We start from the raw sequence: 20,181 nt of genomic DNA, 5'->3' as shown, positions 1-20,181 counted from the left end.
GTCAGGCAAACATCGGCAGCATCAGGTACAGCTTGATCACCAGCGCGTTGACGATATCAATAAAGAAGGCGCCAACCATCGGGACCACCAGAAACGCCATGTGCGATGGCCCGAACCGTTCGGTGATCGCCTGCATGTTGGCGATAGCCGTTGGAGTGGCCCCCAGACCAAACCCGCAGTGACCCGCCGCCAGCACCGCCGCATCGTAGTTTTTGCCCATCATGCGCCAGGTCACGAACATGGCGTACAGCGCCATAAACAGCGCCTGCACCGCCAGTATCGCCACCATCGGCAGAGCCAGCGAGGCCAGCTCCCACAGCTTGAGGCTCATCAGCGCCATCGCCAGGAACAGCGACAGGCAGACGTTGCCGAGTACCGATACCGCCCGTTCAAACACGCGATAGAAACCCATCAGCGCCAGACCGTTGCTCAGGATCACCCCGATAAACAGCACGCAGACAAAGGTCGGCAGTTCAAACGCGGAACCCGCCAGCCATTGCGCAACCACTTTGCCCACGGTCAGGCAGATGGCGATCATCGCGATAGTTTCAATCAGCACCAGCGAGGTAATGCTGCGCCCGACGTCCGGCTTTTCGAACGCGGTCGGCACCAGCTCATCGTCAGGCCTGCCGTTCGGCGTGGTGGAGTGCTTCACCAGATACCGCGCCACCGGGCCGCCAATCAGGCCACCCAGCACCAGACCAAAGGTCGCACAGGCCATCGCCACTTCCGTCGCGTTTTCAAACCCATAGCGCTCGATGAACAGCTTGCTCCACGCGGCCCCGGTTCCGTGACCGCCCGAAAGTGTAATCGACCCCGCCAGCAGACCCATAAGCGGATCCAGCCCCAGCAGCGTTGCCATGCCGATACCAATGGCGTTTTGCATCAGCAGCAGCCCCACCACCACAATCAGGAATACGCCGAGCACCTTACCGCCCGAGCGCAGGCTCGCCAGGTTGGCGTTCAGGCCTATAGTGGCAAAGAAGGCCAGCATCAGCGGGTCTTTCAGGGACATATCAAAATCGATTTCCCAGCCCATGCTTTTTTTCAGTATCAGCAGGGCCAGCGCCACCAGCAGGCCACCGGCGACAGGTTCAGGAATGGTGTATTTCTTCAGAAGGGAAACGCTATGTACCAGCTTGCGACCAAGCAGAAGAACCAGCGTTGCGGCAACAAGGGTCGACAACGTATCGAGATGAATCATAAAAGGCTCCTGTAATGCGCGTGCTCCATACACACGCGGCGTTATCCTGGGCCGGTTTGCGCTCTTCATGAGCCCCCGGCGCAAAAAGTGTAATTTTTTTTCCCGATGCGTTGTAGAAAACCTGCTCACAGCAGCAGATTTTCTTCCCTTTTTTTGCTGGCAATCGTTTGCTTTTACCAGGTGGTCAGATAAAATGCCCGCTTTTCCACCGTGGAATTGCCGCCGATGTCCGTTAACACCATAGAGTCGCCTGATGCGCAACCGATTGCGCAGAAGCAAAATAGCGAACTGATTTACCGCCTTGAAGACCGCCCTCCGCTGCCGCAAACGCTTTTCGCCGCCTGCCAGCATCTTCTGGCGATGTTTGTTGCGGTGATCACCCCGGCGCTGCTGATTTGCCAGGCGCTCGGCTTACCGGCGCAGGACACGCAGCACATTATCAGCATGTCTCTCTTCGCCTCCGGCGTGGCCTCGATTATTCAAATTAAAGCGTGGGGTCCGGTGGGGTCAGGTTTATTGTCGATTCAGGGCACCAGCTTTAACTTCGTGGCACCGCTGATCATGGGCGGTACGGCGCTGAAAACCGGTGGTGCGGATGTCCCAACCATGATGGCGGCGCTGTTCGGCACTCTGATGCTGGCCAGCTGCACGGAGATGGTCATCTCCCGCGTTCTGCATCTGGCTCGCCGCGTCATTACCCCGCTGGTTTCCGGCGTGGTGGTGATGATTATCGGCCTGTCGCTGATTCAGGTGGGCCTGACCTCCATCGGCGGCGGCTATGCCGCAATGAGCGACCACACCTTTGGCGCGCCGAAAAACCTGCTGCTGGCGGGTGTCGTGCTGGCGATCATTATTCTGCTTAACCGTCAGCGTAATCCTTACCTGCGCGTCGCCTCGCTGGTGATCGCCATGGCGGCGGGCTACCTGCTGGCGTGGGCGCTGGGCATGCTGCCGGAGAACACCGCGCCGACCAACAGCGCGCTGATCGTCGTTCCTACGCCGCTGTACTACGGTCTGGGCATTGACTGGGGTCTGCTCCTGCCGCTGATGCTCGTCTTTATGATCACCTCTCTGGAGACCATCGGTGACATCACCGCTACCTCGGACGTCTCCGAGCAGCCCGTTTCCGGCCCGCTGTACATGAAGCGCCTGAAAGGCGGCGTGCTGGCGAACGGCCTGAACTCGTTTGTCTCTGCGGTATTCAACACCTTCCCGAACTCCTGCTTCGGTCAGAACAACGGCGTGATCCAGCTGACCGGCGTGGCCAGCCGCTACGTTGGCTTCGTGGTGGCACTGATGCTGATCGTCCTCGGCCTGTTCCCGGCGGTAAGCGGCTTTGTGCAGCACATTCCTGAGCCGGTGCTGGGCGGCGCGACGCTGGTGATGTTCGGCACTATCGCGGCCTCCGGCGTGCGTATTGTCTCCCGCGAGCCGCTGAACCGCCGCGCGATCATGATTATCGCGCTGTCGCTGGCCGTTGGTCTGGGTGTTTCCCAGCAGCCGCTGATCCTGCAGTTTGCGCCTGACTGGGTGAAAAACCTGCTCTCTTCCGGCATTGCCGCGGGCGGTATCACCGCTATCGTTCTGAACCTCGTTTTCCCGCCTGAAAAGAACTGATCCTCTTCACGGCAGGCAGTCAATGCCTGCCGTGACATCTAATTACACCATTCCCGCCTTGAGGATTGCGCATAAATCGTGCATAACTCCCTTATGTGCGTTTTGCGGGATGGAAGACCATGAAATTTATTGGAAAGCTCCTTATCTATCTTCTGGTAGCCCTGCTCATTGTGCTGCTGGCATTCTACATTCTGCTCCAGACCCGCTGGGGCGCGTCTCAGGTCAGCAGCTGGGTGACGGTGAATACCGACTACGAACTCAGTTTCGACAAGATGAATCACCGCTTTTCGTCGCCTTCCCACATCATTCTGGAAAACGTCACCTTCGGTCGGGACGGTAAACCCGCCACGCTGGTAGCCAAAAAAGTCGATATCGGCCTGAGCAGCCGCCAGATAACCGATCCGCTGCATATGGACACCATCACCCTGTTCGACGGCACGCTGAATCTCTCGCCCCAGACGGCACCGCTGCCCTTCCAGACGGATCGCCTGCAGCTGAACAACATGGCGTTTAACAGCCCGAATACCGAATGGGACCTGAGCGCGCAGAAGGTCACGGGCGGCGTCAGCCCGTGGCAACCGGAAGCGGGCAACGTGCTGGGGAACAACGCGCAGATCCAGATGAGCGCGGGCTCGCTGACCCTGAACGGCGTACCGGCCACCAACGTGCTGATCGAGGGCCAGCTTAACGGCAAGGAAGTGGTGCTGAAAACGATTGGCGCCGATATGGCCCGTGGCTCGCTTACCGGCTCCGCCCTGCGCAACGCCGACGGGAGCTGGATTATCGACACCATGCGCCTGAACGAGATCCGCCTGCAGAGCGACAAAACGCTGATGGCGTTCTTCGCGCCGCTAGCCACTATCCCCTCTCTACAGATTGGTCGTCTGGACGTAACCGACGCCCGGCTTCAGGGCCCGGACTGGGCGGTGACCGATCTCGATTTAAGCCTGCGCAACCTGACTCTCAGCAAAGGCGACTGGCAGAGCCAGGAAGGCCGGCTATCCATGAATGCCAGCGAGTTTATCTACGGCTCGCTGCATCTTTTTGATCCGATCCTGAATGCGGAGTTTTCCCCGCAGGGAATGGCGCTGCGTCAGTTCACCTCCCGCTGGGAGGGCGGCATGGTGCGCACCTCCGGTAACTGGCTGCGCGACGGTAAAGCGCTGGTGCTGGACGATGTTGCCATCGCCGGGCTGGAGTACACCCTGCCGCAGAACTGGAAAACGCTGTGGATGGAGCCTCTGCCGGAATGGCTGAACAGCGTCACGCTGCAAAAATTCGGCCTGAGCCGTAACCTGGTGATCGACATCGATCCCGCCTTCCCGTGGCAGATCACCTCTCTGGACGGCTACGGCGCAAACCTGCAGCTGGTGAAAGATCGCCAGTGGGGTATCTGGGGCGGCAGCGCAACCCTGAACGGCGCGGCAGCGACCTTTAACCGCGTGGACGTGCGCCGTCCGTCGCTGGCGCTGAATGCCAACGCCGCCACGGTGAACATTACCGACCTGAGCGCCTTTACCGAGAAAGGTATTCTGGAAGCCACGGCGACGGTTTCACAGCTGCCGCAGCGGCAGACCACGGTGAGCCTGAACGGGCGCGGCGTGCCGCTCAACGTGCTGCAGCAGTGGGGCTGGCCTGCGCTGCCGATTACGGGCGACGGCAATATTCAGCTCACCGCCAGCGGCAGCGTGCAGGCAAATGCCCCGTTGAAGTCAACGGTGAACGGCAAGCTGAACGCGGTGAATATGGATAAACAGCAGGTACAGCAGACGATGACGGGCGGAGTGGTTTCAACACCGGTGCAATAAACAAGCCGGGTGGCGCAAGGTAAATGCAAAACGGCAACCCTGTTGCCGTTTTTGATGTTTGTTCCCTCTCCCTGTGGGAGAGGGTCAGGGTGAGGGCACCAGACCGCATAATTATCGTAGGCCCGGTAAGCGAAGCGCCACCGGGCATTTTTCCAGCTCAGAAGTGAACCACCACCTCATTCCCCTCCGCTTTCACCACCACACCCCACTCGCTGCCCGCGTGTGAACCACCTTCTACGCCGCTCACCTTCTGCACGTTGCGCAAGCACACCGACCAGTTTTGCGCGTCTCCCGCACCGGTAAAGGTCACGGTGTCGCCCTGACGTGACGCCTTCAGCGTAAACGCCACAGAGCCGTCCGCCGCAGGCACTTCGCTCACCGCCGTTGCGCCGTCGTCCAGGTTAAACAGCTGGAAGGCCGTCCCCTCATTCCACGCGTAGTCCGGCTTCTGGTTATTGTTACCCAGCGCCAGCAGCGTGTTATCGCGCACGTAGACCGGCAGGCTCATAAAATCGTGCTGCTGCTTATGCCAGCGGCTGCCCTGAATTTCGTCGTTGTGCCACAGGTGCGTCCATCGGCCTTCCGGCAGGTAGAACTGCACGTCGCCCGCCTCGGAGAACACCGGCGCAACCATCACCGCATCCCCCAGCATGTACTGGCGGTCGAGGTAATCACACGCCGGATCGTCCGGGAACTCCAACATCATCGCCCGCAGCATCGGCGTGCCGAACTCGCGGGCCAGCGCCGCCTGACGATACAGATACGGCATCAGCTGACATTTCAGCTGCGTGAAATGGCGCACCACGTCGCAGGACTCGTCGTCGTACGCCCACGGCACGCGATAGGATTTGCTGCCGTGCAGTCGGCTATGGCTGGAGAACAGCCCGAACGCGCACCAGCGCTTGTAGACGTGCGCCGGAGCGGTATTTTCGAACCCGCCGATATCGTGGCTCCAGAACCCGAACCCGGACAGGCCAATCGACAGCCCGCCGCGCAGGCTTTCGGCCATCGATTCATAGTTGGCGTAGCAGTCGCCGCCCCAGTGCACCGGAAACTGCTGCGCACCGACGGACGCGGAGCGGGCAAACAGTACCGCCTCTTCTTCCCCCACCGTCTCTTTCAGCACGTTCCACACCAGCTCGTTATAGATGTAGGCGTAGTGGTTGTGCATCTTCTGCGGATCGGACCCGTCGAACCACTGCACGTCGGTCGGGATACGCTCGCCGAAGTCGGTCTTGAAGCAGTCGACGCCGATGTCCACCAGGCCTTTCAGCTTGTCGGCATACCACCGGCACGCGTCCGGGTTGGTGAAGTCGTAAATCGCCAGCCCCGGCTGCCATTTGTCCCACTGCCACAGGGAGCCGTCCGGGCGCCTGAGCAGGTAGCCCTTCTCTTTCAGCTCCCGGAAGATCGGTGACTTCTGGCCGATGTACGGGTTGATCCACACGCAGACCTTCAGCCCTTTCTCCTTCAGACGGCGGATCATGCCTTCCGGGTCCGGGAAGGTCACCGGGTCCCACTCGAAGTCGCACCACTGGAAGGCCTTCATCCAGAAGCAGTCGAAGTGGAACACGTGCAGCGGCAGGTTGCGCTCGGCCATGCCGTCGATAAAGCTGTTTACCGTCGCTTCGTCGTAGTTGGTGGTGAACGAGGTGGTGAGCCACAGGCCGAACGACCAGGCAGGCGGCAGCGCCGGACGCCCGGTGAACCGCGTATAGCGGTTCAGCACCTCTTTCGGCGTCGGGCCGTCGATCACGAAGTACTCGAGATATTCCCCTTCCACGCTGAACTGCACTTTGGAGACCTTCTCGGAGCCGACTTCAAACGAGACGTTTTCCGGATGATTCACCAGCACGCCGTAGCCGCGGTTGGTCAGGTAGAACGGAATATTTTTGTAGGACTGCTCGGTGCTGGTGCCGCCGTCGCGGTTCCAGGTTTCGACCGTCTGGCCGTTGCGCACCAGCGCGGTAAAGCGCTCGCCCAGACCGTAGACAGTTTCCCCCACGCCCAGATCCAGACGTTCGAATACGTAATTGCGATCGGTATTGTTGTCCTGCACGTAGCCGTTGTTTTTCAGCTGGCTGCCAGTAATACGCTGGCCGTTGCGCAGGAAATCCAGCGCCCATAACTCGCCTTTGGTGACGCGCACGCTGACGTTGCCGCTTTTCAGCTCGGCAAACTCGGCGTTGTTTTCAATCTCTACTTTCACGTCTTTCAGAACGTTAAGCGGATAGTGCGGGCCGTTGTTCAGCGCGCCCTGGAAGTGCTCGATGCGCACCCCGACAATCCCTTCCTGCGGGGAAAACAGGCGCACCGTGAACATCAACGTGTCGAGCTGCCAGGTGCGTTCGCGCACGTCGCGCGGCGCCACGTACACCACCAGGTCCTTGCCCTGCTGCTCCACGTCGAACACCTGAACCGGATACGTGACGTTCAGGCCCGGTTGAATAAGCCAGTTTCCATCACTGATTTTCATGCTTTCGTCCTCTTAGTTCTGTAATTCTTTGCTGACCGGCAGGTTTTCAAATTCCTGCTGATTGCGGCGCGCGCCCTGCGCCAGTTCGCCCAGGATTTTGGTCAGGAAGGGGGTTTTCAGCGTGTAGTAGCGTTTGGCGATAATGGCGCTCAGCACGTAGCAGGCCGCCGGGGCCAGGGTAAACAGGCCGATAATGATGCTGATGGTCGCGCTGTTCTGGGTTTTGGCTGCCGCGTCGTAGCCGCCGCCTGCCAGCATCCAGCCGATCATCGCCCCGCCCAGCGCCAGGCCGAGCTTCAGCACGAACAGCGTGCCCGCGAAGCTGATGCCGGTCAGGCGTTTGCCGTTGGTCCATTCGCCGTAGTCGACGGTATCGGACATCATCACCCACTGGATCGGCGTCACCAGCTGGTGCAGCACGCCGATGACGAAGATAAAGGCGAACATCAGCACGGTGGCGTGCATCGGCACGAAGAACATCGCCACGCTGACCACCGCCAGCGCGGCGTTGGTCCACCAGAAGATGCTGACCTTGCACTTCCAGTCGGTGAGCGGTTTCGCCAGCGCGGAGCCGATCAGGTTGCCGACGCAGTAAGTGGTGAGGAAGGCGACGAACACCTCCGGCGAGCCCATGATCCAGGTGCAGTAGTACATCATCGCGCCGCCGCGCACGCAGACGGCGAGTATATTGAGGATGGTGAGCACGCCGACGATGCGCCACTGGTCGTTGTGCCAGATGTCGCGCAGGTCTTCCCGCATGGAGGTGGTGCTCGGCGGCACCTGGATGCGCTCTTTGGTGGTAAAGAAGCAGAACGCCAGCATCAGGAACGCGACTACCGACAGCACGGCGATACCTCCCTGGAAGCCGAACGCTTTATCGTCGCCGCCAATCAGATTCACCAGCGGCATCATCAGCACCGTGGAGAGCATGCCGCCCGCGGTCGCCAGCACAAAGCGCCAGGACTGAAGGGAGATACGCTGCGTCGGGTCACTGGTGATCACGCCGCCGAGCGCGCAGTAGGGAATGTTCACCACGGTATAGAGCAGGGTCAGCAGGGTGTAGGTAACGGCGGCGTAAACCATTTTGCCGTTGAGGCTGAGGTCCGGGGTGGTGTAGGCCAGCACGCAGACGATGCCGAACGGGATGGCGCCGAACAAAATCCACGGACGAAACTTGCCCCAGCGGCTGCGGGTGCGGTCGGCAATCAGCCCCATGCACGGGTCGGAGATCGCATCCAGCGCGCGCGCCAGCAGGAACATGGTGCCGATAAACCCGGCGGGAATGCCGAAAATATCGGTGTAGAAAAACATCATGTACAACATGACGTTATCAAAAATGATGTGGCTGGCGGCGTCTCCCATGCCGTAGCCGATCTTCTCTTTTACTGACAATACTTCGCTCATCTTTTTTATCCTTCACGCTGTAGGGGGCGCTGAGACCGGTTACAGAGTTTTAAACCATTGTTTCAGTAGCGGGTATTGCGTTTTCTGGTTAGCAGATTACGTTTCTTGTTTTTTGTGATCGCGGTAAATACTGGTGAGCACGAAAGGCTAACCTGAGGATTTTCTTAAGAATTAGCTGAAACAGGGGGGTACAGGTCAAAAGAGCGGTGAAAAAAGTGTGCGGGGGTATGTGGTAAATGCCTGAAAGTAGCTATAATGCGCCCCGCCTCCATGTAGCAATCGAGGCGCGGAAGATCGTCATCTCCGGTGAGGTGGCTGGACTTCAAATCCAGTTGGGGACGCCAGCGTTCCCGGGCAGGTTCGACTCCTGTGATCTTCCGCCAAAAGTTTTTATCAATTCTACTTTACTGATACTATATCTTTTCGTCTTTTATGTTTATATTATTAACTCCATAAATTTCATGGTGTTTTTATAATGAATATTGAACTAATTAAACAAGAACTTGATGACAATAGACGCTCAGTATCTTTTGATAGCTATGATATAACTGTTAGACAATTGATAGATATGATCATTGAAGGAACAATAGATATTTCTCCGGAATATCAAAGACATTTTGTCTGGGATGAAAAGAGACAATCCCAACTAATTGAGTCAATATTCCTTGGTATTCCCGTACCGAGTCTTTTCATGGCTACGAATAAAGACGCAACATGGGAAGTAATAGATGGTGTTCAGCGCCTTACAACATTGATCAATTTTGTATGCTCAGTAGAAGAATCTTCAAATATACTTATTTCGCCTAAAAAAAGCAAATTAAGTGGATTAGAAAAACTATCTTCAATGAACGACCTGTTTTTCGAGGATTTGCCTAAATCAATACAACTAATGTTACTCACACGTCCAATTAGATTAACTGTGCTAAATGACAAGAGTGATTTTAATGTTCGCTATGATTTATTCGAACGATTAAACACTGGTGGGGTAATTTTACATCCACAAGAAATTAGAAACTGTGTATATCTAGGGGAATTCAATGATTTTCTAAAAGAATGTGCAGTAGACATTAATTTTAGATCTGTCGTCAAAACAACAGCCAATGCCGAGCGGAGTGGCAGCTTTGAAGAACTTACATTAAGATTTTTTGCTTACTTTGAGGCAAGAAATGAATTTGTACATAGCGTACAAGGTTTTCTAAATGATTATATGAAGTCTAAAACTCTTAACTTTAGAAATAAAAAAGAGTTGCAAGTTATTTTTACAAAAGTTTTTACGCTTCTAAATACATTCCTTCCTAATGGTATAGTACGTGGCAATAGAGTAAATATCACGCCTTCAGTCTTATTTGAGGCCATTACTGTCGGTACTGCTCTCGCTATTCAAGAAAATGAACAAAATGTCCATCCGGAAAGACTTGTCGATCTTTTAAATGATTCTGAATTAAAAAAACATACAACTGGCGCTACAAATAATAAAAAAACATTATTAATTCGTGTTGAATACGTACGTGATGAGCTTTTAAAATGAGCATAGACTTAGTACGAAGCTCAGCAAGAGCGCGATTTGGCGAGGTCTTTACATATCTAACATTTATTTCCAGCCTCGAGCCTCAAGATTTTACTCCTCCTTCGCTTGAAATAAAAATAATGCGTGGGCTTTTTTATGTTCATTTATATGCAGCAATAGAAAAAACTTTAAATGAACTAGTTGAAGACACTTTACTCACCATTAAAAACAAAAATATTAGGAATAAAGATCTAAAAATACATGTTAATGTAATTTCATTACATCCAAAATTGCTATCTTTTAAAGATTGTAGTTCGAAGAATTTTTTAGAAAGAGCGAAAAGCCTTTTCTTAGGGACCGAGAGTGATGATATTTTCCCAATTAATGAGACAATGATGGGTATGTATATGCAGAATATACACTACTCTACCTTGCAAAATTTAAGTATTTTATTTGAATTACCTAATTTTGTTCCTAGCCCACTTGATCAAATCATAATTGATGAGATTGTTAGCAAAAGGAATGCAGTTGCACACGGAAGAGAACAAGCTTCAGAAATTGGCCAGTCCTTCAATTGTCAGCAATTAAGAACAAAAATGATGAGTGTGCAAGGTATCATATTCTCTTATATAGACATACTTGATAGTTATCTTGAATCTAAATCTTATATAAAAGAGAGCAGTAAAAACATTTATAATTAGTATTATTTTTTATTTGCTAATCTCATAATACAAGCCTCTTTAACCCACTTACTAAAATTCCCTTTCCCTGCAGCCTTCTCGATCTGTTCCAAAAGCTCATCCTCGAACCGGATGTTCTTCATCGTGCTTTTGGTACGGTCAAAATTTGGTTTCTTTTTCTCTTGCATGGTAGGTACCACCTCGGTTAATTTATCTGCATGTGGTACCTACCACATGGATTCGGAATTCTGACAACGCCCAGCAGTGTTGGAGCACTAAAGGGCGTCTAACCTCACCAACTATCAAGGAGTTGATTATGGCTGATTCGCATTCTACCCCAGACACCGACCAATCCGGAACCGAGCGTTCGTTAATTGTGGGATACCGCCCGAATGTTTTCGACAAATCCACGCCGAAAATCATCCTTTCCGGCAAGTGGCTGCGTGCGGCGGGTTTTGATACCGGACAGCAGGTCACGATAAAAGTCATGAAAGGATGCATCGTTCTGGTGGCGTATAACGAGCAGGAGCAGCGTTTGCAGGATGATTATAAACGGACGAAGGCAAAGCTCATTGAGATAGAGGACGCGCTTGCGGCGATCCAAATTCCGCATACTGGAAAGCGCCTCGCAAAATCAAATACAAACCACCTGGCTTAGCGGCTGTTTCTGGCATACTACAAGTGAGTTGGGTTAATCTTTAAAAAGAGGGAGGCGACATATGAGATGTCTCCCTACATGAAATCCTCTTTTATTTTTCAATAAGCTTTAGCACATTCTTTCTATCTATTGATAGATAGAAAATATTCATTGCACTAATTGTTAATGTTTTATCGAATTTATTGTTGGAGGTTTTGCAAGTCCAGTCACATTTTAATTTCGCTTCGTATATTAAGATTTTAGTGAGACCAACATCGACGGATAATTTTTATTTTGAACAAGGCACCATATAAAAAGAAGAAGTAAAAATCATGAGAATATTTGAGATGGCCATTCTAAAAGTGGACTATAATGAATAGTATTAAGCTCTGGTTAAAAGAACAAGTTCTCTTCATTCTTCGAGGCTTAGTGCCATTACTATGTGTCATTATTTTTGCCTTGTTTGCCGTAACATGGCTACCAGAAAAAACCGCAATGAATTTAGTATGGATTTTTGTTACAATCGTAGGCTTCTACATTCTTTTATCAAAAAGACCATAACTGCTCTTTACAATTATTAAGTTCAGTGCGCTAACTAACTCATTTCGACCCCTCCCTATAGGGAGAGGGGTCCATCTTAACTACGGCATCACTGAGGCACCTTATTCCAGTGATCCTCATATTTAATGTGCCCCTCCAGATAAAACCATTCGATACCGCGATAACGAATCCCGATGCTTTCCATCATATTGTGACCAGGCGCCCCTGGAACCCAGTTATGGGCAGCATCGACGGACATAATCACGATACTATCCAACGTTATGCGGTACACCTCGAATTCAAATCCTGCTTCGTTCACATCATAGTAGTGGATAACCGCTTTCTGTAGCCTTTTGCTTTGACATAAGGCATCCGCAAAGTAAGGCGACGTTTTGTCGATCTGCTTATGGATAGTAAATGCCCCATGTTCTCTGGCCCCCATAAGATTGCCCGTGCTGGCGCTGCAAACCTGATGGATGTGGTAATTGCTGTTAAGGATCTCAATCGCGCCTTCTCTGCCCGAAACGTTGCAGCTGCCTTTGATCGGGTTTCCATTTTCATCATAAAGAAACATGTATGCGGGTAATGACATTGACTTTCCTCTTAATGATAATTTATGACTCTGCCGTCATTATCCTTGAAAAATGGATAGTAATAATTTCGCTCATTCAAGGTATAAGAGATTTCATAGGCATAGCCAGCTGGCAGGGCAATCTCGATACAACTATCTGGATATGAACTTCTTTGAAATTCGGCCGCAAACTCTTTATATTCACCGTGTTGCATAGACGAAATAGTATATCCATTCAAAATATCTTTTTCGTCAACACTAAAACAAAAATGATTGCCATTTATCATGATCGTTCGCTGCTCAGGAATATTCAGGGTTTCACCCGGACAACCGGTCAACATTGAGATAATCGGAATGAATAGAATTTTTAGTTTCACTGTGGAAAATCTCCTAAAACAGCTTCATACCGCCTGAGAAGATTCTGTTTTGGTTCCAACGGGTCGTAATCAATGAGCTTATGCAGGTTGCTGCGGGGATCAAATCCATAGGTATTGAGCAGCCAGAAATCACTGACGATAGAGGCTTGTTGCTCGAGACCGTAATCAAGCAAGTGATGTTTATCTAAATGGTAGGAATAGTCGACAGCCCAGGAGAATGCTCCACGAAGGCGTACCATCATACCGTGCTGATACTGCCAAACATGCATCATTTCATGCAGAAAAAGATGTGCTCCGACGATACGAGACATTCTTTGATGGGACATGGAAAAGTCGTTTTCATACGTACCTTCCATAAAGTAAATCTCACCGTTTGGCGTCATTGCGGTTCTGAAATTCTGCATATTGAAGGGCAAATAACTTCCCCGATGAATCCACACTTCATTATAACGAATACTTAAACCATAAAGCGTTTTGGCAAGGTTAATTTCACCGAGCGTTAGTAGTCGCACTCCGCCAATTTTTATTCCATCGCTCATCTGCGCTGTCCTTTTGCGAGAGCTATATTAATATCATCGTAACTTAATACAATTATTTTTTTAATGAATGATAAGGGTGTAATTATATCCCTAAGAAATTACGCTAACGTTTTAAGTTATCTACTGATTATTTATACTCTCCCAACCGCATATGCAACAGCGGAAACGGATTCCCCTGCCCGTCCAGTTCCGAGCGTCCGACCTGCTCAAACCCCATATGGCGATAAAACGCGACGCCCTGCGGATTCTGCTCATTCACGTCCACCTCGTTCGCGCCGAACGCTACGATGGCGTGTTGCAGCAGCAATTTCCCGACGCCCTTACCCCGGCTCGCGTCGTCAACAAACAGCATTTCAATGCGGTTTTCATCCACGCCTGAAAAGCCGTGAATAACGCCTGCGTCATCGCGAGCGATCACGACCTTGAGGTTTGGCAGATAGGCGTTGAGTAATAACGGGCGCAGCGCCGCAATATCGCTTTCCTGTAAAAAGTGATGGGTGGCGCGGATGGAGGATTCCCAGATCGTGACCAGACGTTCGAAGTGTGTGGGGTGTGCGGTTTCAATTTTCATGGGTGGATCATGATTGGAAGACCGAACTATTTCAAGCCACGCTTTGCGGTCTGTTCCCCCCTCACCCTAACCCTCTCCCTCAGGGAGAGGGAACTGACCGTGCGGTTTTTCATCCCCTACCCTAATCTCCATCACCGCGTACACCCCGTCCTTCGGCACTACCACGGTGACGTTTTCCACCGGCACGCCCGCCGCGAGGTGAATATCCTGCAGCTGCTGTAACGACCTCGGGTGAATATCCTCCCAGCCGATACCCCGCAGCACAAAGTCAATTTGCGGGCTGCTGGTGAGCATGTTTGACACAATTACCGCCCCGCCGGGCTTGACCAGCCGCAGCGCGCGCTGGAGAAAAATCACCGCGTCGGTATCGTTGAAGTATTCGAAAATCCCCAGCGCGTCGACCAGTTCGGCCTGCTGCTCGCCCAGCTCCAGCAGCAGATCTTCGTTACGCACCAGCGTATGGAGCAGGTTGCGCCTGAGCAGGGTCAGCTGTTCCCCCACCACAATCCCTTCCTGCGCCGCCATGGTTTCGGCCCAGCTGAGCGCCACCGGGTCTTTGTCCACCAGCGTGAGATACACCCGCTGGCCGTCGAGCTTTGCTTCACGCAGCGCCTCCAGCACCGGGATGGCGGCGCCGCTCGCCAGGCTGACCCAGTTATTCTCGCTTTCATTATGAATGTACTTATCCACCAGCGCGGCCAGCACCCGGGCGCGGGAACGCACGCCAACCGCATCGTTAGCGTGGATAAACCACTGGCGGCTGTCGCTGTCCATTTTCGTGCCGTCGGGCAGGCGGTCCTCCAGCGGGTTTTGCACCACAAACAGCGCCAGCGCGGAGGGCACCAGCCGGGTTCGCCAGGCGGTGAGCGCCGGACGGTTGCGGAAAGCCTGTTCGGAATAGCGGTTCTGCGGAACAAGCACGGCCTGCCCCCCTTCGTCGTATTCCACTCTCGGCGGCCGGAGCGCTGGCTCGGCTTTCAGGGCGCGGTCAAGGGAGGCGATCTCACGGGCAGCGTCGTCTTTCATCGGCCACTGGTCGCTGACGTCGGGAAATGACGCGCTGAAAATCGTCATATTTTCCGGTGCATCGCCGCGAAAAGGCTGCCAGTTCATGTCGTCTTCCCTCCGTTGGGCTTTTAACGGAAGTCTATCCAGGCGAGCCAGTAATACCCTACGAAGAAAGCACGAAATAGGTGCATCAGTTCTGCGACGTGCGCCATACCCCCGGCGTGCAGCCGTACTCAGTCTGAAAATGACGAATAAAGTGGGCGCAGTCGCTAAACCGCATCCGCCGCGCAATATCCGTCACGCTTTGCTGAGAGTTTTTCAGCAGCCAGCAGGCATAGCGCAGCCTGGCGCTGCGAATAAATTCCCGCGCCGTTTTGCCAAACTCGGCGTGAAACAGGCGGTTGAGCTGACGTTCGCTCAGCTTAACGTCCTGCGCGAGCCTGGCGGCGTTCAGCGGGTGAGTAAGATACTGTTCGACGGTCGTCACCGCCCTGCGCAGCCGTGAATCAGGGATCATGGCGATATTCGCGGGCCGCGGCGTGGCGGCGTCATGCGGAGGAAGGGACAGCCGCCGGGAGGTGGTGGCAGCAATGTCATCTCCCCCGTGGGCGCGGATCAGCGCCGTTACCAGGGTGAGCGTTGAGATCCCTCCCGGGCAGGTCAGCACATCGCCTTCGTCGATAAAATCGAGGCCTTGCTCGGCATAAACCTGCGGAAAACGTTGCGTGAAAACGTCATGGTGATGAGGATGAATCGAGGCGCGGCGCTCGTCCAGTAAGCCTTCCTCCGCCAGAATAAAACTGCCGGTACCAATACCTATCAGGGGCACGTTGTTGTGATAAGCATCCGTGAGAAACGCTCTGTCGCCACGGTGTCCCTGGTGAAGATGCTCCAGACCTCCACCAATCACCGCAATATAGTCAAAGTCGCCGGGCGGCGCATAGGCGGCCTCGGGCAGCACGCTGAGCCCTGAGCTGCTCACTACCGGTAAGTCGGGATAAGTGCTTATCAGGCTGAGTTTAAAACGTATTTTCTGGCTACGCTTCTGGACGCTGGATGCAATACGTAACGCCTCTATCAATCCTGAATATGCGAAAAGCGAGAAATGGGGCCACAGGAGTAAACCCATATGCAGGGATTTATTCCGTGCAGGCGTCATTCTGACGCTATCATCAATTATATTTTTCATTAACTTGCCGAAGAATAATTACATTATCGCAACATTATTGTTGCTGTTATATTTTCCTAGGATAGGTCCTGGCTGTTAAATCAAGCATAAATGATGCCCGCAAAAACTTAAAAACATTTCTCCCTGCTGCTATCCGTTTTTTGACGTGTGGCACACATAGGTCGGCAGCGTTCCCAGAATAAATAAATAATTCTCATTCTGCTGTTTCTTAATACGCATATAAATATTCTTATTCGGATAGATAAAAAATAAGGGCTCGTACTTCTCCAGCCAGCTGTCGCTGATGTTGTCGTCCGGGAATTTCATATTGCGTATGGACGTCAGATTATAGACGCTGTCTTTGCGCTCAATCTGAAAGAAAACTTTGCGATTCAGGGTCTTCGTGGGATCGCTTTTCAACCGGCCATTCATACTGAGTATTCCGCTGTTACCCTCCACGGTGTAATTCAGCCACAGAGAGAGCGTTTCATCACGGTGATGCTGAATAAAGTTCGCCTGACAGGAAAAGGGCTGGATGTAATGGCGATGCCAGAGGTAATACGCCGCCACGACAGCCCCCATCAGCAGGCACAGGCAGAGCGCAACAAGCGTTTGACGGTAGCGAACCATACTAGCGATCCTCTATAAAATAATCGGACATACAGCGGTTGGGTTCCGTCATCGGCCTGTCACAGCGAATGACCGATGCACGGGGCAGCAGGATGTAGCCGCTGACGTACACCCAGGGATAGTTCGCGCACTGGTCCTTAAACGGGGCGGCATAGGCCAGGGCTTTATCCCTGTCGCGCTGCGTTTCAATATCGCGAGAAAAATAGAGCTGACATTCGCCCATCTTCATCGCGAAGCGATACCCGTCGACGAAATAGCTGTCATGCAGCAGGTTATGGCTGATAACGCTCACGCCAGCCAGCATCAGCAATAGCACCAGCGCGCCCGGCAGCCAGAAGCGGCGTATCGGGACCGGCGGGGCGGCGGTCTCTTCGCAGACATCCGGAGCAGCACGTTCTTCCTCTTCAGCCTGCGGCTGCGTCTCTTTAACGGTGATTTGCGTATCGCTTGCGAGCGTCAGTCCAATGCGCGGGATAGTGACAATCGGATCGGTTTCGAAACCCACCTTCTTCAGCCCTTTACGCAGAATAGAAATATTCTGGTAGTAGGTATTAGGCGAAACCAGCATCCCCCGGCGCTGCCAGACAATATCCATGCACTCCTGTTGAGTCACAATACTTCCGACTCTTTCTATTAATAACAACAAACAGCGCCCCGCCGGGGAATTTAATACCACCACCCGGTCAGGATTGTTGAGATCGCGTAATGTGCTGGCCGCTGGATGAAACTCTACCAGGCCATTAATAATGTAATGCTTATGCATAGAATGGGCTAAATACCTCCGGTCAACGCCTGTTGCTCCAGTAGATTCCCTTCACCGTTAACCTGCGTATCCCTCGCCTGTGTAAGGATTAATGTGACGGATTAATGCGCAACTGTATATCCTGGCGCCTGGCGAAAAATCTTATTTTTCCTTTCTCTTTATCTGACCGGTCTGAAGTTTTCTTAACCGCCATTTAAAGCCGTCTTGACACTGACAAAACTCGACAAAGGCACCCGTTGAACGCTTCAGCCATCATTGTCTGAATTATTCAGCGTGCTTAATTAGTTTTTTTATTAAAAAGCAGAGAGGACGCGCTCTGCCAGCGGGTTTCGAAATTACGACCAATTCGAAAGCTGCCGTTTTAATTAACAATTTCAGTGCGAAACTGTTAGCCACCGTCAGTAACAACCCGCGTCTCATGACGTACCCAGACTATTTCCTTACAAAACATTTATTAAAGCTAACTTTTCAATAAAAACTACCGGTATGATTATTTACAGGCAGATAAGCAAAAGCCGGTTCAGTGAGGATAAATTGACGCTACACCTAAACCGTACTTAAAACAAATTAAGATTAATTCAGGTTACCTCTTTTACGCCCTGAGTATAGTGGGCTCACACCGTGCAATGCTTAATTGCTTCGAAAATACAGGCATCGATCTGCCAGACAGACGAGTCTTATTACAATTATAAATCGAGGGAATGACATGGCGAATAAGCTCAACAACACACGTCATTTAAATATCGCGCTATTGGGTGGAGATCACTTTGCGCGCCAGGGGATCGCCGCGTTATTAAAAAATATTGTCCCGACTATGCAGATTACGGCATCGTTCGATAATTACGCGGAGATCGAAACAATACTCGCGGCCGCACCGGTAGACGTGATTTTTTTATCCGGCATGGAGAAATATCACGCGGGATATGACTGCCTGAAATATATCAGGAAGATGAAAGCCCTTTATCCCGACGTACTTATTTGCATGTATTCAGCACCGGCAAATTCCTGGCTGTGGATACGCGGTGAAATAGACGCCTATCTCTCGCTGCAGGACCCGCTTTATCACTGGCGAGCCAGCGTATTAAAAATGGTCGATAGCCGTTATCGCCCACTAAAAAAACCCACGGCGTTATCGCTGACGCCGGGCGAATGGAGGGTATTGAAGGAACTGCGAAAGGGTCTGGATATGCGTTACATCGCCGAAACAGAGCAGCTTTCTTACCGTCGTGTCAGCGCGTTAAAAAGCTCAGCGATAAGAAAACTCGGGCTCAGGAACAAGACAGATTTGCTGGTCTTTTTAACCAGTTAGACCTGCTGCTTTCAGAGCAAATCTCGACATAACACCATCATGGAATCAGGACAATGAAAGCTCAATTCAATAATAAAACGCTGCTCGCGATCGCTATTGCAGCATTACTGCCAGCAGGCTCGGCGCTGGCTGCCGGCACCAGCGGCGGCACGGTGAACTTTAGCGGCAAAGTGGTGACCTCCGCCTGCGCCATCAGCGCAGGAAGCGCCAACATTGACGTGGATATGGGTGAAGTACGTACCGCAACGCTGGCAACCGCCGGCAGCGAAGCCAGCACGGCAAAAGCGTTTGCCATCACCCTGGAAGATTGTGAAATCGCCGATACCTCAGCCTCTACGGATGAGAATCCGATTGCCGCCACAACCGTGGCCGTCACCTTCACCGGCACGCCGGACGGTTCCGATGTTAATAGCTTGTCCGTCGGGGCAAACGGCAGCGCCAACTCTGCGCAAAACGTGGCTATTCGCCTTTATGACGAGCAGGGCAACGTGGTGAAGCTGGGTGAACCTGCTTCGGCCATCCCTCTGCGTAAGGGTGCCAACACCCTGAACTTCAGCGCGAAATATTACTCGCCGAAGGGCGGCGCCACCGCGGGTGATGCCAGCGCCGTCGCGACCTACACCGTGACCTATTCGTAACCTTCAGGCCCGGTCTGCGAGCCGGGCCTGTCTTAGCTTTCAGGAGAAACACTATGCGCGTAAACACATGGATTTGCCTGGCGGGCGCGTTATGTTCCTCCGCCGTCTATGCCGGCGGCGTGGGGCTGGGCGCAACGCGAATGGTCTACTCCAGCGCCACCAGCCAGGCCATGATGCAGGTGAGAAACACCCATCCCGACGCCACGTTCCTCATCCAGTCATGGATGGAGAATGAGAAAGGCGAACGCACCAACGACTTCGTGATCACGCCGCCGCTGTACGTCATGAAGCCGGCCAGCGAAAGCGCGGTGAAAATCATGTTTAACGGCAAAGCCCTGCCAGCGGATCGGGAGACGCTCTACTGGATGACGGTCAAAGCCATCCCACAGCAGGCGAAAAGCGGCACCGGGAATACGCTGCAGTTTGCGTCGGCTAACCGCATCAAGGTCTTTTATCGCCCGGAAGGACTCAGTGAGACCCCGGGAGAGGCGTGGAAAAAACTGACCGGTGCCTATCGCGCCGGAAAAGTCACGCTCAGCAACCCCACGCCGTACTACCTCACCACCATCAACGTGAAAATTGACGGTATGCCGGTGCAGCCGGTGATGGTGCCCCCGAAAGGCAGCGTGACGCTGGCCGAAACCTTCAGCCATGCGGGCAGCATGACCTATCAAACGATTAACGATTACGGGGCATGGACCCCCGCCACGCGCGCGTCGTTATCCCAGTAATAA

At 52.8% G+C, this 20,181-nt stretch carries 20 protein-coding genes and 1 tRNA gene; 9 read left to right on the top strand and 12 right to left on the bottom strand.

Annotated elements, in window-relative coordinates; all coding sequences use genetic code 11:
* Position 1: 1 nt before the first annotated feature.
* Positions 2-1,204, bottom strand: a complete 1,203-nt coding sequence (gene gltS / locus ACOTZB_RS18580; RefSeq protein ID WP_042714437.1) for a sodium/glutamate symporter — start codon at positions 1,202-1,204, stop codon at positions 2-4.
* A 225-nt stretch (positions 1,205-1,429) separates the two neighbouring features.
* Between gltS and xanP the strand changes: the two genes are divergently transcribed.
* Both xanP and ACOTZB_RS18570 read left to right on the top strand, forming a co-directional pair.
* On the top strand, positions 1,430-2,821 hold the full coding sequence (gene xanP / locus ACOTZB_RS18575) for a xanthine/proton symporter XanP (protein WP_023309879.1): 1,392 nt from the start codon (positions 1,430-1,432) through the stop codon (positions 2,819-2,821).
* Between the two features lie 119 nt (positions 2,822-2,940).
* Entirely contained in the window at positions 2,941-4,629 is a 1,689-nt protein-coding gene (locus ACOTZB_RS18570; RefSeq protein ID WP_421628108.1) for an AsmA family protein, read from the top strand.
* Positions 4,630-4,786: 157 nt separating this feature from the next.
* Here the strand turns inward: ACOTZB_RS18570 and yicI are convergent, their stop codons facing one another.
* Positions 4,787-7,105 carry an alpha-xylosidase gene (gene yicI / locus ACOTZB_RS18565; RefSeq protein ID WP_421628106.1) on the bottom strand — a complete coding sequence of 773 codons (2,319 nt, stop codon included), beginning with the start codon at positions 7,103-7,105 and terminating at the stop codon, positions 4,787-4,789.
* 12 nt (positions 7,106-7,117) lie between these two features.
* Positions 7,118-8,509 (bottom strand): glycoside-pentoside-hexuronide family transporter, encoded by a 1,392-nt coding sequence (locus ACOTZB_RS18560; RefSeq protein ID WP_421628104.1) that lies wholly within the window; start codon positions 8,507-8,509, stop codon positions 7,118-7,120.
* Positions 8,510-8,797: 288 nt separating this feature from the next.
* Between ACOTZB_RS18560 and ACOTZB_RS18555 the strand changes: the two genes are divergently transcribed.
* The 3 genes from ACOTZB_RS18555 to ACOTZB_RS18545 all read left to right on the top strand — a co-directional run bounded on the left by ACOTZB_RS18555 (position 8,798) and on the right by ACOTZB_RS18545 (position 10,717).
* Positions 8,798-8,892, top strand: a tRNA-Sec gene (locus ACOTZB_RS18555).
* Positions 8,893-8,984: 92 nt separating this feature from the next.
* Positions 8,985-10,037 (top strand): DUF262 domain-containing protein, encoded by a 1,053-nt coding sequence (locus tag ACOTZB_RS18550; RefSeq protein ID WP_421628103.1) that lies wholly within the window; start codon positions 8,985-8,987, stop codon positions 10,035-10,037.
* The gene (locus ACOTZB_RS18545; RefSeq protein ID WP_421628102.1) at positions 10,034-10,717 is read left to right on the top strand and encodes an MAE_28990/MAE_18760 family HEPN-like nuclease; all 684 of its coding nucleotides are present in this window, start codon (positions 10,034-10,036) and stop codon (positions 10,715-10,717) included. Before ACOTZB_RS18550 ends, ACOTZB_RS18545 begins: the two co-directional genes overlap by 4 nt.
* Positions 10,718-10,719: 2 nt before the next feature.
* On the opposite strand, the gene ACOTZB_RS18540 is transcribed toward ACOTZB_RS18545, so the two are convergent.
* Positions 10,720-10,884: a YlcI/YnfO family protein gene (locus ACOTZB_RS18540; RefSeq protein WP_421628100.1), complete on the bottom strand. Its 165-nt coding sequence runs from the start codon at positions 10,882-10,884 to the stop codon at positions 10,720-10,722.
* 128 nt (positions 10,885-11,012) lie between these two features.
* On the opposite strand from ACOTZB_RS18540, the gene ACOTZB_RS18535 reads away from it, so the two are divergent.
* Positions 11,013-11,354, top strand: coding sequence for a SymE family type I addiction module toxin (locus tag ACOTZB_RS18535; protein ID WP_421628098.1), 342 nt, complete (start codon positions 11,013-11,015; stop codon positions 11,352-11,354).
* A 628-nt stretch (positions 11,355-11,982) separates the two neighbouring features.
* On the opposite strand, the gene ACOTZB_RS18530 is transcribed toward ACOTZB_RS18535, so the two are convergent.
* The 8 genes from ACOTZB_RS18530 to ACOTZB_RS18495 all read right to left on the bottom strand — a co-directional run bounded on the left by ACOTZB_RS18530 (position 11,983) and on the right by ACOTZB_RS18495 (position 17,500).
* On the bottom strand, positions 11,983-12,465 hold the full coding sequence (locus tag ACOTZB_RS18530; RefSeq protein ID WP_421628097.1) for an Hcp family type VI secretion system effector: 483 nt from the start codon (positions 12,463-12,465) through the stop codon (positions 11,983-11,985).
* An 11-nt stretch (positions 12,466-12,476) separates the two neighbouring features.
* Positions 12,477-12,821: a putative T6SS immunity periplasmic lipoprotein gene (locus tag ACOTZB_RS18525; protein ID WP_421628095.1), complete on the bottom strand. Its 345-nt coding sequence runs from the start codon at positions 12,819-12,821 to the stop codon at positions 12,477-12,479.
* Positions 12,818-13,360: a type IV secretion protein Rhs gene (locus ACOTZB_RS18520; protein WP_421628093.1), complete on the bottom strand. Its 543-nt coding sequence runs from the start codon at positions 13,358-13,360 to the stop codon at positions 12,818-12,820. The genes ACOTZB_RS18525 and ACOTZB_RS18520 overlap by 4 nt, the downstream gene beginning before the upstream one ends.
* 127 nt (positions 13,361-13,487) lie before the next feature.
* Positions 13,488-13,931, bottom strand: coding sequence for an acetyltransferase (locus tag ACOTZB_RS18515; protein WP_421628092.1), 444 nt, complete (start codon positions 13,929-13,931; stop codon positions 13,488-13,490).
* 66 nt (positions 13,932-13,997) lie between these two features.
* Entirely contained in the window at positions 13,998-15,044 is a 1,047-nt protein-coding gene (locus ACOTZB_RS18510) for a class I SAM-dependent methyltransferase (protein ID WP_421628089.1), read from the bottom strand.
* 85 nt (positions 15,045-15,129) lie between these two features.
* Positions 15,130-16,068, bottom strand: coding sequence for a GlxA family transcriptional regulator (locus tag ACOTZB_RS18505; RefSeq protein ID WP_421628185.1), 939 nt, complete (start codon positions 16,066-16,068; stop codon positions 15,130-15,132).
* A gap of 189 nt (positions 16,069-16,257) precedes the next feature.
* Complete coding sequence (locus ACOTZB_RS18500; protein ID WP_023309865.1) at positions 16,258-16,737, bottom strand: hypothetical protein; 480 nt, start codon at positions 16,735-16,737, stop codon at positions 16,258-16,260.
* 1 nt (position 16,738) lies between these two features.
* Positions 16,739-17,500, bottom strand: coding sequence for a winged helix-turn-helix domain-containing protein (locus ACOTZB_RS18495; protein WP_126330408.1), 762 nt, complete (start codon positions 17,498-17,500; stop codon positions 16,739-16,741).
* 706 nt (positions 17,501-18,206) lie between these two features.
* Between ACOTZB_RS18495 and ACOTZB_RS18490 the strand changes: the two genes are divergently transcribed.
* Genes ACOTZB_RS18490 through ACOTZB_RS18480 form a run of 3 tightly spaced genes read left to right on the top strand, consistent with a single transcriptional unit; the run spans position 18,207 to position 20,178 of the window.
* A complete protein-coding gene (locus ACOTZB_RS18490; protein WP_421628088.1) occupies positions 18,207-18,809 on the top strand; it encodes a LuxR C-terminal-related transcriptional regulator in 603 nt (200 codons plus the stop codon).
* Positions 18,810-18,862: 53 nt separating this feature from the next.
* Positions 18,863-19,447: a fimbrial protein gene (locus ACOTZB_RS18485; protein ID WP_126330404.1), complete on the top strand. Its 585-nt coding sequence runs from the start codon at positions 18,863-18,865 to the stop codon at positions 19,445-19,447.
* Positions 19,448-19,500: 53 nt separating this feature from the next.
* On the top strand, positions 19,501-20,178 hold the full coding sequence (locus ACOTZB_RS18480) for a molecular chaperone (protein WP_421628086.1): 678 nt from the start codon (positions 19,501-19,503) through the stop codon (positions 20,176-20,178).
* Positions 20,179-20,181: the final 3 nt, after the last annotated feature.

Origin of the sequence: Enterobacter cloacae complex sp. SHL020 (assembly GCF_049236945.1) — a bacterium.
GTDB classification, from domain to species: domain Bacteria; phylum Pseudomonadota; class Gammaproteobacteria; order Enterobacterales; family Enterobacteriaceae; genus Enterobacter; species Enterobacter dykesii.
Note: the sequence above shows the minus strand (reverse complement) of the source record. Positions and strands in the feature narration are given on the sequence as shown.

What these genes read in the sequence shown, in the direction of transcription:
- gltS (WP_042714437.1), bottom strand. Translation starts at nt 1,204, where the DNA reads ATGATTCATCTCGATACGTTGTCGACCCTTGTTGCCGCAACGCTGGTT.
- xanP (WP_023309879.1), top strand. Translation starts at nt 1,430, where the DNA reads ATGTCCGTTAACACCATAGAGTCGCCTGATGCGCAACCGATTGCGCAG.
- ACOTZB_RS18570 (WP_421628108.1), top strand. Translation starts at nt 2,941, where the DNA reads ATGAAATTTATTGGAAAGCTCCTTATCTATCTTCTGGTAGCCCTGCTC.
- yicI (WP_421628106.1), bottom strand. Translation starts at nt 7,105, where the DNA reads ATGAAAATCAGTGATGGAAACTGGCTTATTCAACCGGGCCTGAACGTC.
- ACOTZB_RS18560 (WP_421628104.1), bottom strand. Translation starts at nt 8,509, where the DNA reads ATGAGCGAAGTATTGTCAGTAAAAGAGAAGATCGGCTACGGCATGGGA.
- ACOTZB_RS18550 (WP_421628103.1), top strand. Translation starts at nt 8,985, where the DNA reads ATGAATATTGAACTAATTAAACAAGAACTTGATGACAATAGACGCTCA.
- ACOTZB_RS18545 (WP_421628102.1), top strand. Translation starts at nt 10,034, where the DNA reads ATGAGCATAGACTTAGTACGAAGCTCAGCAAGAGCGCGATTTGGCGAG.
- ACOTZB_RS18540 (WP_421628100.1), bottom strand. Translation starts at nt 10,884, where the DNA reads ATGCAAGAGAAAAAGAAACCAAATTTTGACCGTACCAAAAGCACGATG.
- ACOTZB_RS18535 (WP_421628098.1), top strand. Translation starts at nt 11,013, where the DNA reads ATGGCTGATTCGCATTCTACCCCAGACACCGACCAATCCGGAACCGAG.
- ACOTZB_RS18530 (WP_421628097.1), bottom strand. Translation starts at nt 12,465, where the DNA reads ATGTCATTACCCGCATACATGTTTCTTTATGATGAAAATGGAAACCCG.
- ACOTZB_RS18520 (WP_421628093.1), bottom strand. Translation starts at nt 13,360, where the DNA reads ATGAGCGATGGAATAAAAATTGGCGGAGTGCGACTACTAACGCTCGGT.
- ACOTZB_RS18515 (WP_421628092.1), bottom strand. Translation starts at nt 13,931, where the DNA reads ATGAAAATTGAAACCGCACACCCCACACACTTCGAACGTCTGGTCACG.
- ACOTZB_RS18510 (WP_421628089.1), bottom strand. Translation starts at nt 15,044, where the DNA reads ATGAACTGGCAGCCTTTTCGCGGCGATGCACCGGAAAATATGACGATT.
- ACOTZB_RS18505 (WP_421628185.1), bottom strand. Translation starts at nt 16,068, where the DNA reads ATGGGTTTACTCCTGTGGCCCCATTTCTCGCTTTTCGCATATTCAGGA.
- ACOTZB_RS18500 (WP_023309865.1), bottom strand. Translation starts at nt 16,737, where the DNA reads ATGGTTCGCTACCGTCAAACGCTTGTTGCGCTCTGCCTGTGCCTGCTG.
- ACOTZB_RS18495 (WP_126330408.1), bottom strand. Translation starts at nt 17,500, where the DNA reads ATGCATAAGCATTACATTATTAATGGCCTGGTAGAGTTTCATCCAGCG.
- ACOTZB_RS18490 (WP_421628088.1), top strand. Translation starts at nt 18,207, where the DNA reads ATGGCGAATAAGCTCAACAACACACGTCATTTAAATATCGCGCTATTG.
- ACOTZB_RS18485 (WP_126330404.1), top strand. Translation starts at nt 18,863, where the DNA reads ATGAAAGCTCAATTCAATAATAAAACGCTGCTCGCGATCGCTATTGCA.
- ACOTZB_RS18480 (WP_421628086.1), top strand. Translation starts at nt 19,501, where the DNA reads ATGCGCGTAAACACATGGATTTGCCTGGCGGGCGCGTTATGTTCCTCC.